Below are 14,305 nucleotides of genomic sequence, written 5' to 3'. Positions count from 1 at the left end.
CTGGTTTCGATACGGCTCGTCGCAAGCTCCCCGCCTACTCAACCAGCTGTATACGCCGGCCGAGTGCGTCGACCGAGGGAAGCGAGGACGCCGCGTATCGAGGTCGCGGCGTCAGACCAGACGGTCGCCAGTCGACGGATCGAAGAGGTGGACCGCCTTGTCGGCCTGGCGCAGTCGGATGCCTTCACCGCGCTTGGCCGGTGACCGTTCCGCCGACCGCGCGACCATGACCATCGGCTCGCCGTCGAGATTCTTCACCGACTGATCGGCGAGGTTGGCGTAGATGTAGGTCTCGCTGCCGAGCTCTTCCAGCAGCGCGACCTCCGCCTCGATGCCGGTGCCGCCGTCGGCGAGGGCCAGGTGCTCGGGGCGGATGCCGACGATCACCGAGTCGAGACCCGAACGACGCAGCGCCGCCTCGGATTCGGCATCGATGTCGACCGTCCCACCGGAGATGGCGATGGTGCCGTCGATGACGGGCGCGGTGAACAGATTCATCCCGGGCGAGCCGATGAACCCGGCGACGAAGGCGTTGACCGGCTTGTCGTAGAGATCCGTCGGAGTCGAGAACTGCTGCAGCTGACCGTTCTTGAGGACCGCAACCCGATCACCCATGGTCATGGCCTCGACCTGGTCGTGGGTGACGTAGACCGTGGTGGTGCCGAGTCGACGCTGCAACGCGGCGATCTGGGTGCGGGTCTGAACGCGCAGCTTGGCGTCGAGGTTGGACAGCGGCTCGTCCATGCAGAAGACCTGGGGCTCACGCACGATTGCACGTCCCATCGCCACACGCTGGCGCTGACCGCCGGAGAGCTTGGCCGGCTTGCGGTCGAGGAAGTCGGTGAGGTCGAGCAGTTTGGCGGCCTCGGCGACCTTGCGCTTGCGCTCCTCGAGGGGCACGCCGCGCATCTTCAGTGCGAAACCCATGTTCTCCCCGACGGTCTTGTTCGGGTAGAGGGCGTAGTTCTGGAAGACCATCGCGATGTCGCGGTCCTTGGGTGCGACGCCGACCATGTTGTCGCCGCCAATGCGGATCTGGCCGGAGTCGATCTCCTCCAGTCCGGCCAGCATGCGCAGGGCGGTGGACTTGCCGGAACCCGACGGTCCGACGAGGACGACGAACTCGCCGTCGTTGATGTCGAGGTCGAGGGAGTCGACGGCCAGCTTGTCCGCGCCCGGGTAGACGCAGCAGGCCTTGTCGTAGGTGATGGAAGCCATGGTGTTCTCCGGTTCTCTCTCAGAGGTTTTCGAGTCGGTGGGTGCGGGCGGCGGTCACTTGATGGCACCAAACGAAAGGCCGCGGACCAGCTTGTTCTGCGCGATCCAGCCGCAGATGACCACCGGCAGTGCGGCGAGGACGGATGCGGCGGACAGCTGCGCCCAGTAGAGCCCTTGTCCGGACATGAAACCGGTCAGGAACACCGGCATCGTCTGTGCGTTGACCGCGGTCATGTTGACGGCGAAGAAGAATTCGTTCCACGAGAAGATCACGCAGATCAGGGCGGTGGCGGCGATCCCGGGCGAGATCAGCGGGAGAATGACCTCCCGCACCGACGTCCAGAGGCTCGCGCCGTCGATGCTGGCGGCCTCGAGCAGTTCGCCGGGCACCTCGAGGAAGAAGGACCTCATCATCCACACGGCGATCGGGAGATTCATCGCGGTGTAGAGGATCACCAGCGTCCAGATGTTGTCGAGCATGCCGATCTCGCCGACGATCACGTACAGCGGGATGATCGCCGCGACGATCGGCAGCATCTTGGTGCTGATGAAGAAGAACAGGGCGTCCTTGGTCTTCCGCACCGGTCGCAGCGACAGGGCGAAGGCGGCGGGTACGCCGAGCAGCAGCACCAGGATGGTCGAGACGATCGTCGCGAACAGCGAATTGAGCAGCGGTGTCGCGATTCCCGCGTCGAAGACGTCGCGGAACTGTTGCAGCGTCGGCTCGAAGAAGAAGGTCGGCGGGTTGGTGGCCGCGTCGCTCTCCTGCTTGAACGCGGTCAGGACCATCCACAGGACGGGGAAGAAGAATCCGATCGCGATGATCCAGGTGACCGCGGTCAGCAGACCCTGTCGGGGATTGCGGCGTCGTCGGATCTCGTTGCCGGACTGCTGTCCTGCGGGTTCCGCTGCGGTGCGGTCGGGGCGGATGTCGGTGCTCATCAGGCCGGCTCCTCTGTTCCGGAGAATGATTTGAAGATCAGACGCAGCGCCAGCGTGGCGACCACGATCGTGCCGACCACCGTCACGACACCCATCGCGGCGGCCTGACCGATGTCGAAGCCGAGGAAGGCGCGTTGGTAGATGTAGTACGAGAGGTTGGAGCTCGAGACCCCCGGGCCACCCGAGGTCATCATGTAGACCGCGTCGAAGGTGTTGACCAGGTAGATCGCGCCGAGGACGGCGCCCAGTTCGATGAACCGCCGCAGGTGCGGCAGCGTCAGCTCACGGAACAGCCGGAAGCTCGTCGCACCGTCGACGCGGGCGGCCTCCTGGACGTCGCGGGGCATCGACTGCAGTCCGGCGAGGATCAGCAGCATCATGAACGGCGTCCACTGCCAGACCAGTTCGGCCATGACGCTCATCAGCGGGAACTCCGAGAGCCAGTCGACCTTGATGCCGAGCGGGCTCAGCATCCAGTTGACCAGGCCGTTGGTCGGCGACAACAGGCTGGTCTTCCACAGCAGTGCCGCCGCCACCGGGGTCACCAGGAACGGGGTGATCAGCAGGGTCCGAACGACGCCGCGTCCCAGGAACTTCCGGTCCAGTAGGAGGGCGAAGATCAGGCCGAGGATCACCGAGATCAGCACGGTGCCGACGATCAGCAGGATCGTGTTGACGGTGACCCGCCAGAACTGGCTGTCACCGAAGACCGCGACGTAGTTGTCGAGGCCGACGAACGCCCGGGAGTCGGGACGGACGAGGTTCCACGACTGGGTCGAGTAGTACAGGGTGAACACGAACGGGACCTGCGTGACCACGATCATGAAGATCAGGGCCGGCAGCAGGGGTCCGCGCCGGCGCCACCCCTCCGCCCGCGAGATGCGGTCGCGGGATGACGTCAGTGGTGTCTGCTCGGGCGAGGATTCCTCGGGCGAGCGCGTCGAGACTGCGGTGGCCATGATCACTGCTCCCTCTGGTAGGACTTGCCGACGACCTCGGCATACTCCTGGGACTGGGCCAACGCGTCCTTGACGCTGATCTGTCCGGCGATGGCCGCCGAGATCTGTTGGCTGACACGGGTACCGAGATCCTGGAATTCAGGGATCGCGAGGAACTGCACCCCGGTGTAGGGCACCGGCTGAAGCGTCGGCTTCAGCTGGTCGGCGGACTGCATCGAGGTCAACGTCTGCTCGGCGAACGGCTTCGCGAGTTCCTTGTACGCGGGCAGTTCGTAGGTCGACAGTCGGCTGCCCGGCGGAACGTGGCTGGGGCCGAGCTTCTCCGACACGTATTCGATGTAGCTCTTGCTCGTCATCCAGCGGATGAACGACCACGCCTCGTCCGGGTGCTTGCTGCTCGACGGGATGCCGAGCGACCAGGTGTAGAGCCAACCGTTGTCCTGCTTGGCCATGCTCGGTGCGGGCAGATAGCCGACGTCGCCGGCGATCGACGAGGTCTCCGGGCTCTCGAGGACCGAGACCGCCGACGTGGCGTCGTACCACATGGCAACCTGGCCCTGGGACAGGAGATTTCCGCATTCCTGGAAGCCCGACGACGACGCGCCGGCCTCACCGTGGTTGCGGACGGTGTCGACGTAGAACTGTACGGCCGCTTCGACTTCCGGGCTGTCGAGTTGCGCGTTCCACTCCTCGTCGTACCAGCGGCCACCGAAGGCGTTGATGACGGTGTTGAGCGGAGCGAGCACCTCACCCCAGCCGGGCTTGCCACGCAGGCAGATCCCCGCGGTGCGGTCGTTGTCGAGCTTCTTCGCGACCTCGGCCACCTCGGGCCAGGTCGGATTCGGCGGGAGGGAGACCCCGGCCTGCTCGAAGAGCTTCTTGTTGTACATCAGGAACGACGACTCGCCGTAGAACGGCGCCGAGTACATCGACCCATCGTGTGACAGCGCGGTTTTCAGCGTCGGGATGAAGTCGTCGGCGTCGTAGTCGGGATCGGCGTCCATGTAGGGACTGAGATTGACCAGCCAGCCGTACTCACCCCACATCGGGGTCTCGTAGTTGCTGATCATCACGACGTCGAACTCGCCGCCGCCGGTGGCGACCGACGCGGTGATCTTGGCGCGCGCCTCGTTCTCCGAGAGCGTCACGAACTTCACCGAGACGCCGGGGTTCTGCTCTTCGAACTGGTCGGACAGCGCGACCGCGTCCTGCATCTGGGAGTTGGAGACCATCGCTACGGTGATCTCGCGCCCGCCTCCGCCGGTGAGGGAGCCGGCGCCGGAGCAGCCGGTCATCACCAGCGCCACGGTCGCCACCAGGGCGCCGAGCATCCGGGGTCGGGAGAACTTCATTGTTCACCTTTCTCTTGCAACACAAGCCATTCCGCCGTGGGGACGTCGGTGACCAAGATGGTGGCGTAACCACCGCGGAGAGCACCGAGGATGGATTCCCGCCGGTGCTCACCACCGGAGACCAGGATCGAGGTGGGGCAGGCCCGGACCGCATCGAGGGAGACCGACACCGTCCGGTCGACGAGGCTCGATGCCACCGCCTGTCCGTCTGCGTCGTAGAACCGGCCGCCGATCTCGCCGACCGCGCCCAGTTCGACGAGTTCGTCGAGCACGATCGCGTCGATGAAGGCGCCTTCGAACAGGGTGGTCGAGGTCGAGACCGAACCGACTCCGAAGAGCATGACCTGCGCACCGCGGGCGGCCGAGAGCGATTGCGACAGAATCGAATCGCGGTTGACGGCGGTGACCGTCTCGGGATCGACGTAGAGCGGCGCGACCAGTCGCAGAGGCCGGGCGTGCAGGCGTTCGGAGAAGCGTGAGAGGGCATGGTCGACGCCCGTGTGGTACTCCACCGAGGTCATCGAGCCGTCCATCTGGACGACGCGCTGGCACGAGGCGGCGGCGCCCATCGCGTCGGCGACGGCGACCTGCTCGGGCCCCCAGGTGAATCCGAAGGTGTCCGCGGCCTGGATGCGTCGGGTCAGCACCGATGCGCCGGCCCGCCCCAGCGCAGCGTTGCCGGTCGTCGATCCGTCGGCGATCTCGTCGATGACCAGCACCTCGTCGAGACCGAAAGTCTCCTCGACCGCCCGCTCGAGCTCGGTGTGGATCGACGAGGACAGATGCGGCGGTGCCGAGACCGAGACGTGGACCAGTCCCTGCGCGCGGGCGCGGGCGACCAGGCGGCCGGCCGTGGGTCGGGAGACTCCGAGGCGGGCGGCGATCTGCGCCTGTGTCAGGCCTTCGAGGTGATACATCGTCGCGGCGCGGACCAGCAGTCGCAGATCCTGGCCGGCGTCGGCGCCGCGCGGTCCCGCCCGTCCCGACGAGCCCTGTTGGTCGTCGGCGGTATCTGCCGGCTGCTTACGAGGTGCCATCGATGGCCTACTCCCGTTCTCTCGTGAGCAGATGCTCACTAGCGGTGAATATGCTCAGTAAGCTAGCATCCAGATGTGACCCACGCAACAACCGATACGAACGTCCCGGACGCTCCCCAGGTGATGCGCGCCGGCGTACTACACCCGGACCTCTCGGTCGGCACCGAAACCCGCAGGTCACCACGCCCAGCCCCCGGTGATGTGCTGATCGAGGTACGGGCGGTCGGTGTCTGCGGCTCGGATACCCACTACCTGCGTCACGGACGCATCGGGGACTACGTCGTGCGCGAACCGCTCGTCCTCGGTCATGAGGCGTCCGGCGTGATCGTGGCGGTCGGCGACGGTGTGAGCCCCGATCGCGTCGGTGAACGTGTCTCCATCGAGCCGCAACGACCCGATCCGACCACCGCCGAGAGCAAACGCGGCGACTACCACCTGTGTCCGCACATGGAGTTCTACGCGACACCGCCGATCGACGGCGCCTTCGCCGAATACGTCACCATCGGGGCCGATTTCGCTCATCCGGTGCCCGCGGAGGTGTCCGACGAGGCCGCAGCTCTGTTCGAGCCGCTGTCCGTGGGCATAGCCGCTCTGCGCAAGGCGGCTGTTGCGGCCGGCGACTCGATCCTCATCGCAGGCGCCGGACCGATCGGACTGATGATCGCCCAGGTCGCCCGCGCGTCGGGACTGGCACGCATCGTGGTCAGCGAGCCCGACGAGCAGCGACGCAGGCGCGCCGAGGACTTCGGCGCGACCGAGGTGATCGCCCCCGGCGACGAGACCGACACGGTCGACGCCTTCGTCGACGCGAGCGGCGTTGCCGCCGCCGTCCGCGACGGGATGACCCGGGTACGACCCGGCGGTCACGTCGTACTCGTCGGAATGGGTTCGGACACAATGGAACTACCCGTCACCCTGATCCAGAACCGAGAACTCGTGGTGACCGGCGTCTTCCGGTATTCCAACACCTGGCCCACCGCCCTGGCCCTCGTCCGCACCGGTGCCGTGGACCTCGACGCCATGGTCACCGCACGATTCGGACTCGACGAACTCATCGACGCCCTCAACGCCGACCTCCGGCCCGGGAACATCAAGGCCGTGGTCTATCCCGGCATGTCGGAGTGGCGCGCCGCCGACCAACAGACAGGAGAAGCTCGCCCATGAGCACCCCGCTGAACGCCGAAACGCTGGCCCGCATCGACGGCGCCACGGTTCCCGCGTACGACCGCACCGCCGTCACGCCCGGCATCGTGCACTTCGGAGTCGGCGCATTCCACCGCGCCCACCAGGCCATGTATCTCGACCGACTGCTCGCATCGGATCCCGCTGCGAAGGAGTGGGGTATCTGCGGTGTCGGGGTGCGGCCGGCAGATTCCGCCATGCGCGATGCACTCGTCCCCCAGGACGGCCTGTTCACGCTCACCCTGAAGCACCCGAACGGCGACACCGAGACCTCGGTGATCGGGTCGATCGTCGAATACCTGTTCGCGCCTGACGACCCCGAGGCAGTTCTGGACCGCCTCAGCGATCCGGCCACCCGCATCGTGTCGCTGACCGTCACCGAGGGCGGCTACAACTTCTCCCCCGCGACCGGCGAGTTCGACGCCACGAACCCCGACATCGTCGCGGACCTCGAGGGCTCGGCACCTCCGAGCACGGTTTTCGGACTGGTCACCGAGGCACTCGCCCGACGCCGCGAACGCGGAATCCCGTCGTTCACCGTCATGTCCTGCGACAACATCCAGGGCAACGGACACATGGCCCGGTCGACGTTCCTCGCCTACGCACGACTCCGCGACGCGGCCCTCGCCGACTGGATCGAGACGAACACGCGCTTCCCCAACTCGATGGTCGATCGCATCACTCCCGCAACGCCACCCGATCTCACCGACGAGGTCGCGGCCCGCATTGGGATCGCCGACGCGTGGCCGGTCGTCGCCGAACCCTTCACCCAGTGGGTACTCGAGGACGACTTCTCGATGGGCCGTCCCACCCTCGAGACAGTGGGTGTGCAGGTCGTCGACGACGTGATCCCCTACGAACTGATGAAACTGCGGTTGCTCAACGCCGGTCATCAGGCGCTGTGCTACTTCGGGTATCTGCTCGGCTACCGCTACGTCCACGACGCGGCGTCGGACGACGATATCCGAACCCTGCTGCGGCGCTACATGATCGAAGAGGGGCGGACGACGCTGCAGGAGATGCCGGGCGTCGACGTCGAGTCCTACATCGACACCCTCCTGGAGCGCTTCGCCAACCCGGCCATCGCCGACACCATCGCGCGCCTGTGCCAGGACTCCTCGGACCGCATCCCGAAGTGGCTGCTGCCGGTGATCCGAGAACGGCTGGCGTCCGGTCAGCGCAGTGAGCTCGCCGCGGCTGTCGTCGCCAGCTGGACCCGATACGCCGAGGGCACCGACGAACAGGGGGAGCCCATCGACGTCGTCGATCCCCTGGCCGCGGAGCTCGTTCCGCGGGCGATGCGCTCGCGCACCGACCCACTGGCGTTCGTCGCCGACCGCGACTTGTTCGGCACTCTCGCCGACGACGAAGGATTCACGACGCCGTACCTGGCCGCGCTGGATTCGCTGCGCACCAAGGGGGCTCGCGCCACACTCGCCGAGCTCCTGTCATGACGCTGGTCGCCGGGATCGATTCGTCCACCCAGTCCTGCAAGGTCGTCATCTGCGAGGCCGAGACCGGGACCGTCGTCCGGTCGGCGAGCGCAGCACACCCGGCCGGCACCGAGGTCAACCCCGACCGGTGGTGGGAAGCCCTCTGCGAGGCCGTCTCCGCCGCGGGCGGGTTCGGCGACGTGGCCGCGGTGTCGGTCGCGGGGCAGCAGCACGGGATGGTGTGCCTCGACACCTCCGGGCGAGTGGTGCGAGATGCCCTGTTGTGGAACGACATCCGCTCGGCATCGAGCGCTGCCGACCTGGTCGACGACCTCGGCGGTCCGGGAGCATGGGCAGAGGCGGTCGGCGTGGTCCCGGTCGCCGCCATCACCGCAGCCAAACTGCGCTGGCTCGCCGACAACGAACCACGGAACGCCGACGCCACTGCCGCGGTGTGCCTTCCCCACGACTGGCTCACCTGGCGACTTCGCGGGAGTGCCGACATCACCGAGCTGACCACCGACCGCAGCGACGCGTCGGGAACCGGCTACTTCGACGCCGCCTCCGGCGAGTACCGCAAAGACCTGCTGGAACTGGCTTTTCGCGGCCGAAGCCCGCAACTGCCGATCGTCGTCGGAGCGGGTGACCGGGCAGGAACCACCTCGGCCGGGCTGATCGTGGGCGCGGGTGCGGGTGACAACGCGGCCGCGGCCCTCGGACTCGACGCCCGACGCGGCGACGCGGTGGTGTCCCTCGGAACGTCGGGCGTGGTGTGTGCCGTGTCGGACACCGCCCCCAACGATCCCGCCGGCCTGGTCGCCGGTTTCGCCGACGCCACCGGTCGACACCTGCCGCTGGTGTGCACCCTCAACGGCGCACCGGTGCTGGCGTCGACGGCGAAGATGCTCGGCGTCGACTTCGACGAGTTCGCACGGCTCGCCACGTCCGCCGAACCTGGCGCCGGAGGAATGACGATGGTGCCGTGGTTCGCGGGCGAACGCTCCCCCAATCTCCCGGACGCCACCGGAACCCTCACCGGCATCACCGCACACAATTTCGGCCCCGCGTCGATCGCGCGCGCCGCGGTCGAGGGACTGATCTCCTCGCTGGTGTTCTGCCGGGAGAAGATCGAGGAACAAGGCGTGCGCGTCGACCGCATCCTCCTGACCGGGGGTGGCGCGAAATCGGCTGCGGTGCGGGCGATTGCACCGGCCCTCTTCGGAGGCGAGGTCGAGGTCCCCGCGGACGGCGAACACGTGGCACTCGGCGCCGCCCGCCAGGCCGCCTGGTCGCTCACCGGTGAGCTGCCGGAGTGGCAGGTTCCGCGCGAAACTCTCACCGCAGCAGCGACTCCCGAGGTGTATGCCCGATACCGCGAGATCGCGGACGGGGTCGCGACCGCCGCCCGGCCGTGACGTAGGGCGAAACAACCTGCTCCCAGCCGTTGGTCGAGTGCGTCGACCGAGCGAAGCGAGGACGCCGCGTATCGAGGTCGGTCGCGCCGGATCACCCGAACCCGCCCGCACGCGACCGTCGCGGTGGACGATGGATGCCGATGCTCCGACGACGGGAGAAGCGATGGTCGACTGGGATGGTGCACGATACGCGGAGGTGAGCGGGCTCCAGCGCATGGTCGCCGAGGAGTCGATCTCCGGTCTCGCGCTGGCCGGGAACGAACGTCTCCTCGACGTCGGGTGCGGGGACGGGTTCATCACGATGTTGTTGGCGGAACGACTGCCCGACGGGTCGGTGGTCGGAGTCGACGCCTCGCACCGGATGATCGACCGCGCACTGGCGCGGGTGCCGTCCGACCTGCTGCGCGTCCGATTCCACGTCGACGACGTGCTGGCGTTGCCGTTCGACGCAGACTTCGACCTCGCGGTCTCCTTCAATGCACTGCACTGGGTGCACGACCAGGGGGAGGCGTTGCGACAGATCGCGCGGAGTCTCGTCGACGGCGGGCGTGCGGTGCTGCAGATGGTCTGCGCGACCGACCGGCCGAGTATCGAGGACATCGCCATGCAGGTCGCGGCCGATCCGCGTTGGGCCGGCTGTTTCGAGGGGTTCAGCGCACCGTATGAGCATGCGGAGGCCGCCCGTTTCGGTGAGCTGGCGGCCGCGGCCGGTTTCTCCGTCGATGACCTGACGATGAAGGACCTGTCGTGGCAGTTCGATTCGGTCGAGGCCTTCCGCGCCTGGTTCGCCGTCGGATCGCCCGACTGGACGAGCCGTCTCCCCGAGTCGGAGGTCGACCGGTTCGTCGCCGAGGTGGTGGAGAAGTACCAGTCCGTGGTCGGCGAGCCCGCGCTCTTCCGGTTCGGTCAGCTACGGGCCTCACTCACCAAGCCCGCCGGCCATTGACCGGAGCACAAGAACGGGCGGGCCACCTTGTTCAGGTGGTCCGCCCGCTCGCACCCTGAGCGATCAGGGGATGTAGTTGAAGGTGTCCGGATCGGGACCGATGCGCTCGTCGGCGTTGAGTCCCTCGATCGCCGCGACCTCGTCGTCGGACAGCTCGAAGTCGAAGAGCGCGAAGTTCTCCTCGACGCGGGCCCGCGTCACCGACTTGGGGAAGACGATGTCGCCGCGCTGGATGTGCCACCGGAGCGTGACCTGGGCGGCCGAGCGTCCCTTGGCCTCCGCGATCTTGGTGATGACCGGGTCGTCGACGACCTTGCCCTGCGCGATCGGCGACCACGCCTCGGTCGCGATTCCGTGCTGGGAGTTGAACGCGCGCAACGGGTTCTGCGACAGGTACGGGTGCACCTCGATCTGGTTCACCGCGGGGACCACGTCGGTTTCGGCGAAGAGTCGCTCGAGGTGGGACTGCTGGAAGTTCGAGACACCGATGGCGCGTGCCTTGCCGTCGGCGTATGCCTTCTCCAGGGCCTTCCACGTCTGTACGTAGTCGCCCACCTCGGGGAGCGGCCAGTGGATCAGGAACAGGTCGACCTGGTCGACGCCGAGGTCGGCGTTGGTCTTGTCGAGCGCCTTGAGGGCGTCGTCGAAGTCGTGGAAGCCGTTGTTGAGCTTGCTGGTGATGAAGACCTCGTCGCGGGCGAGGCCGGAGTCGCGGAGTGCCTCGCCGACGCCCTTCTCGTTGCCGTACATCTCGGCGGTGTCGATGTGCCGGTAACCGACCTCGAAGGCGGTCAGGGTGGCTGCCCTCGTGTCCTCCGGCGGAACCTGGAACACGCCGAATCCCAACTGCGGGATGGTGACTCCGTTGTTGAGCGTGATGTTGGGGACTGTCATATGCGATCCGTCCTTTCGTTGGGCGAGACGGGGGCGTACCTCGTCATCGGGTCTGCGGGGACTGCGCCACCCGATCCCGGGGCCCCGCACGACCATGTTCAGGTTCAAGGCCTCCGGCCACCCCGGATATTCCTGCCCACACTCTGCACCGTTGTGACCTGGCGTTCTCGGTGAACCGCTGACACGGCCGGGGTCTACCCGGTCTCCGAAACGCGCGCGAGCAAGCCGTCGACGAACGCTTCGAGTGCCCACGGGAAGGTGTCGCGGGCGGAGATCACCGGCCACTCCGGCCCGATGGCCGCCAGCTGCGGGAACCGTTCGGGCGTGGCCCGGTCCAGGAATCCCTGCAGTCGAGCGGGATCGTTCGCCCGTCGGGGGTCGGAGTGGGCGCGCACCAGGATCTCGCCGACCGTGAAGTACCAGATGCTCCGGAAGACCACCACTGCCTGTTCCCGCGTGCAGCCGTGCTCGACGGCGGCCGCGACGATCGCCTCCACCATGTCGAGCGATGATTCCCCGAGGCGACCCAGGAAGCCGTCGGTCGTGAGGATCTCGGCAGCCCACGGCCAGGAACTCAGCGAATCGTGGATGGCGCTCGCCGCCTTGATGATCCGGTCTCGCGGCGCGGCCGGGAGCGGGGCGCGCATCGTCGAATCGGCATGGTCGTTGAGCAGCTGGATCAGCAGGTCGTCCTTGTCGCGGACGTGGTGGTACAGAGTCGTCGAACCGATGCCGAGGTCAGCGGCGACGCGGCGGATGGTCAGCTTCTCCCAGCCGTCCCGGTCGATGATCTCGCGTGCGGCCTCGAGGATGCGCGCGCGGGAGGTCACCGGTGGCCGGCCGGTGCGGCCGCCGTTCCCGGCAGCGGCACGTCCGGTGGGGGCGTTCGATCGGGTCACGGTGTCCATTCTGCAGTGTGGGTGGAAACCCCGAGCGACTCGCACGACAGATCAGGGTTGACGCCGCGGACCCGGGCTCTTACTTTCGGAACATGTTCGAAAAGTATTCACCTGCACGAGCCCGCTCTCAACTCGTCCTCGCCGCCGTGGCCACGACTCAGTTCCTGGTGTCGCTCGACCTGTCCGTTGTGAACGTGGGTCTGCCTCGGATATCCGATGCCCTCGGGTTCGACGGCGTCGGCGTCACCTGGGTGATCCATTCCTATGCGCTGACCTTCGGCGGACTGCTGCTGCTCGGCGGAAAGCTCGCCGACCGGTACGGCCATCGTCGTCTGCTCCTGACCGGACTCGTGATCTTCGGTCTGGCATCGCTGGCCGGCGGCCTGGCCGCAAGCCCTGGGATGCTGGTCGGGGCGCGCGCCCTGCAGGGTGTCGGCGCGGCAGCCATGGCCCCCGCCGCTCTGGCCTTGCTGGCGATGACCTTCCCCACCGGACGCGCACGGGTGAAGGCATTCGGGATCTGGAGTGCGACCAACGCGGCCGGTGGCGCTTTCGGCGTCGTCCTCGGCGGCCTCCTCACCGAGTACGCCGGGTGGCGGTGGGTCCTGCTCGTCAACATCCCGATCGCGACACTCGCCTGGGCGCTCGCCGTACGAGCTGTGCCCGCGCGCGGGGCGGTCCACACCGATCGGGGCGAGCCCGACGCGCTGGGCGCGGTTCTCGTCACCGCTGGAATGACGACGCTGGTCTTCGCCGTCGTCCGGGCCGACGCCGTCGGCTGGGGTTCGCCGGTCACCGTCGTCACGCTGGTCGCGGCCGCCGTCCTCCTGGCCGGATTCCTCGTCGTCGAACGGACCACGCGCCGCGAGCCGCTGCTCCGGCTGGGGATCTTCGCCAACCGCGGGGTTGCCGGCGCCGGCGCGTTCAACCTCCTGCTCGGCGGGGCCATCGCGTCGGCCTTCTACTTCGTCTCGCTTTACGCCCAGCGGATACTCGGGGCCGGCCCAGCTCTCGCGGGAGTCGAGTTCCTCCCCTTCGCCCTCGGCGTGATCCTCGGCTCGGTGCTGGCGATCCGCCTCGGCTATCGCTATGCGCCTCGCACACTGATGATCGTCGGCGGTCTCCTGACGGCGTTCGGCCTCGCCTGGTTCGGCCTGGTCTCGGTCGGCGGCTCGTTCCTCACCGACATCCTCGGTCCGTCGATCGCCACCGGCACCGGCTTCGGACTGGCGCTCGCTCCGGTGGTGTCCACCGCTACCGCGGACGTCGCGCCCGACGAGGCCGGAACCGCATCCGCCCTGCTCAACAGCTCGCGACAGCTCGGCGCGGCCCTCGGACTCGCCGCACTCGGAACCCTCGCCGCCCGCCGGACCGGCGACGACGCGGACCTCGACGCCACCAACGCCGGCTACGCCGTCGGTTTCACCGGCGCCGCCGCTCTCCTGTTCGTGGCCGTGCTGATCGCCGTCGTCGTACTGCCGGGCCGCACCCGTCCCACCGAAAACGCGGACACCGCACCCGCCGGTGCCCGCCAGAGAGGAGTGACCATGCAATCCCTGACACACACCCGGCCGGCGGTGATCGCCCTGTACCTGGGCGCCGCCCTCACGGTCCTCGCGACCGTCGTGCCGTTCGCCGCCACCGACGTACTGCGCGACCACATCGCTCACGGCTACCCCGACTACCCGGCCGCGGACCTCGACGCCGCGGTGACCGCCTATCTCGTCGTACTCGGGGTGATCGGCGGCCTGGGTCTCGTCGGCTGGCTCGTCAGTGCGCGCGCGGTCCGCCGCGGACGCACCTACGCACGGCGGCTGTCCGCCGGACTCTTCGCGACGGCTTTGCTCGTCGCGGTGACCCTGCTCTTCATCAAGGACACGTCCGGAGAGGTGGGCCTCGCGCCCGCAGTGGGGTGGCTGCAGGTGTTGCCATGCATCGCCGGCCTGGCTGCTGTGCTCGCCATCTGGCGAGGAAAAGAGTCGCCGATGCGGGCCGCGTGAAATTCTTTTCGCCCCTGCGGACCTGCTC

At 67.8% G+C, this 14,305-nt stretch carries 12 protein-coding genes; 5 read left to right on the top strand and 7 right to left on the bottom strand.

What is annotated here, in order from left to right; genetic code table 11:
* Positions 1-111: 111 nt before the first annotated feature.
* From OK17_RS13715 to OK17_RS13695, 5 genes are read right to left on the bottom strand one after another with little or no spacing between them, the layout of a single operon-like run.
* Complete coding sequence (locus OK17_RS13715; RefSeq protein ID WP_461417762.1) at positions 112-1,218, bottom strand: ABC transporter ATP-binding protein; 1,107 nt, start codon at positions 1,216-1,218, stop codon at positions 112-114.
* A 54-nt stretch (positions 1,219-1,272) separates the two neighbouring features.
* Positions 1,273-2,160, bottom strand: coding sequence for a carbohydrate ABC transporter permease (locus OK17_RS13710; RefSeq protein WP_232716869.1), 888 nt, complete (start codon positions 2,158-2,160; stop codon positions 1,273-1,275).
* Entirely contained in the window at positions 2,160-3,119 is a 960-nt protein-coding gene (locus OK17_RS13705) for a carbohydrate ABC transporter permease (RefSeq protein ID WP_232716868.1), read from the bottom strand. The genes OK17_RS13710 and OK17_RS13705 overlap by 1 nt, the downstream gene beginning before the upstream one ends.
* Before the next feature lie 2 nt (positions 3,120-3,121).
* On the bottom strand, positions 3,122-4,471 hold the full coding sequence (locus OK17_RS13700; protein ID WP_232716867.1) for an ABC transporter substrate-binding protein: 1,350 nt from the start codon (positions 4,469-4,471) through the stop codon (positions 3,122-3,124).
* The gene (locus OK17_RS13695; RefSeq protein WP_461417761.1) at positions 4,468-5,508 is read right to left on the bottom strand and encodes a sugar-binding transcriptional regulator; all 1,041 of its coding nucleotides are present in this window, start codon (positions 5,506-5,508) and stop codon (positions 4,468-4,470) included. The genes OK17_RS13700 and OK17_RS13695 overlap by 4 nt, the downstream gene beginning before the upstream one ends.
* 123 nt (positions 5,509-5,631) lie before the next feature.
* On the opposite strand from OK17_RS13695, the gene OK17_RS13690 reads away from it, so the two are divergent.
* The 4 genes from OK17_RS13690 (at position 5,632) to OK17_RS13675 (ending at position 10,484) form a co-directional block, all read left to right on the top strand.
* Positions 5,632-6,672: an NAD(P)-dependent alcohol dehydrogenase gene (locus OK17_RS13690; RefSeq protein WP_461417763.1), complete on the top strand. Its 1,041-nt coding sequence runs from the start codon at positions 5,632-5,634 to the stop codon at positions 6,670-6,672.
* Positions 6,669-8,144 carry a mannitol dehydrogenase family protein gene (locus tag OK17_RS13685; protein WP_461417760.1) on the top strand — a complete coding sequence of 492 codons (1,476 nt, stop codon included), beginning with the start codon at positions 6,669-6,671 and terminating at the stop codon, positions 8,142-8,144. Before OK17_RS13690 ends, OK17_RS13685 begins: the two co-directional genes overlap by 4 nt.
* Positions 8,141-9,538, top strand: a complete 1,398-nt coding sequence (xylB, locus tag OK17_RS13680) for a xylulokinase (RefSeq protein ID WP_461417759.1) — start codon at positions 8,141-8,143, stop codon at positions 9,536-9,538. The genes OK17_RS13685 and xylB overlap by 4 nt, the downstream gene beginning before the upstream one ends.
* Before the next feature lie 163 nt (positions 9,539-9,701).
* A complete protein-coding gene (locus tag OK17_RS13675) occupies positions 9,702-10,484 on the top strand; it encodes a class I SAM-dependent methyltransferase (protein ID WP_461417758.1) in 783 nt (260 codons plus the stop codon).
* A gap of 63 nt (positions 10,485-10,547) precedes the next feature.
* Here OK17_RS13675 and OK17_RS13670 read toward each other — a convergent pair whose 3' ends face one another.
* Both OK17_RS13670 and OK17_RS13665 read right to left on the bottom strand, forming a co-directional pair.
* Positions 10,548-11,378, bottom strand: coding sequence for an aldo/keto reductase (locus tag OK17_RS13670; RefSeq protein WP_154885455.1), 831 nt, complete (start codon positions 11,376-11,378; stop codon positions 10,548-10,550).
* 194 nt (positions 11,379-11,572) lie between these two features.
* The gene (locus tag OK17_RS13665) at positions 11,573-12,277 is read right to left on the bottom strand and encodes a TetR/AcrR family transcriptional regulator (RefSeq protein WP_232716862.1); all 705 of its coding nucleotides are present in this window, start codon (positions 12,275-12,277) and stop codon (positions 11,573-11,575) included.
* 146 nt (positions 12,278-12,423) lie between these two features.
* On the opposite strand from OK17_RS13665, the gene OK17_RS13660 reads away from it, so the two are divergent.
* Positions 12,424-14,277, top strand: coding sequence for an MFS transporter (locus tag OK17_RS13660; protein ID WP_461417757.1), 1,854 nt, complete (start codon positions 12,424-12,426; stop codon positions 14,275-14,277).
* Positions 14,278-14,305 lie beyond the last annotated feature (28 nt).

It is taken from the genome of Gordonia sp. GN26, assembly GCF_054823965.1.
This window is presented reverse-complemented; position numbering and strand designations above follow the sequence as displayed.

Excerpts from the sequence above, each read along its gene's own strand:
- xylB (WP_461417759.1), top strand. The coding sequence starts at position 8,141 with ATGACGCTGGTCGCCGGGATCGATTCGTCCACCCAGTCCTGCAAGGTC.
- OK17_RS13675 (WP_461417758.1), top strand. The coding sequence starts at position 9,702 with ATGGTCGACTGGGATGGTGCACGATACGCGGAGGTGAGCGGGCTCCAG.
- OK17_RS13685 (WP_461417760.1), top strand. The coding sequence starts at position 6,669 with ATGAGCACCCCGCTGAACGCCGAAACGCTGGCCCGCATCGACGGCGCC.
- OK17_RS13715 (WP_461417762.1), bottom strand. The coding sequence starts at position 1,218 with ATGGCTTCCATCACCTACGACAAGGCCTGCTGCGTCTACCCGGGCGCG.
- OK17_RS13690 (WP_461417763.1), top strand. The coding sequence starts at position 5,632 with ATGCGCGCCGGCGTACTACACCCGGACCTCTCGGTCGGCACCGAAACC.
- OK17_RS13695 (WP_461417761.1), bottom strand. The coding sequence starts at position 5,508 with ATGGCACCTCGTAAGCAGCCGGCAGATACCGCCGACGACCAACAGGGC.
- OK17_RS13705 (WP_232716868.1), bottom strand. The coding sequence starts at position 3,119 with ATGGCCACCGCAGTCTCGACGCGCTCGCCCGAGGAATCCTCGCCCGAG.
- OK17_RS13700 (WP_232716867.1), bottom strand. The coding sequence starts at position 4,471 with ATGAAGTTCTCCCGACCCCGGATGCTCGGCGCCCTGGTGGCGACCGTG.
- OK17_RS13670 (WP_154885455.1), bottom strand. The coding sequence starts at position 11,378 with ATGACAGTCCCCAACATCACGCTCAACAACGGAGTCACCATCCCGCAG.
- OK17_RS13710 (WP_232716869.1), bottom strand. The coding sequence starts at position 2,160 with ATGAGCACCGACATCCGCCCCGACCGCACCGCAGCGGAACCCGCAGGA.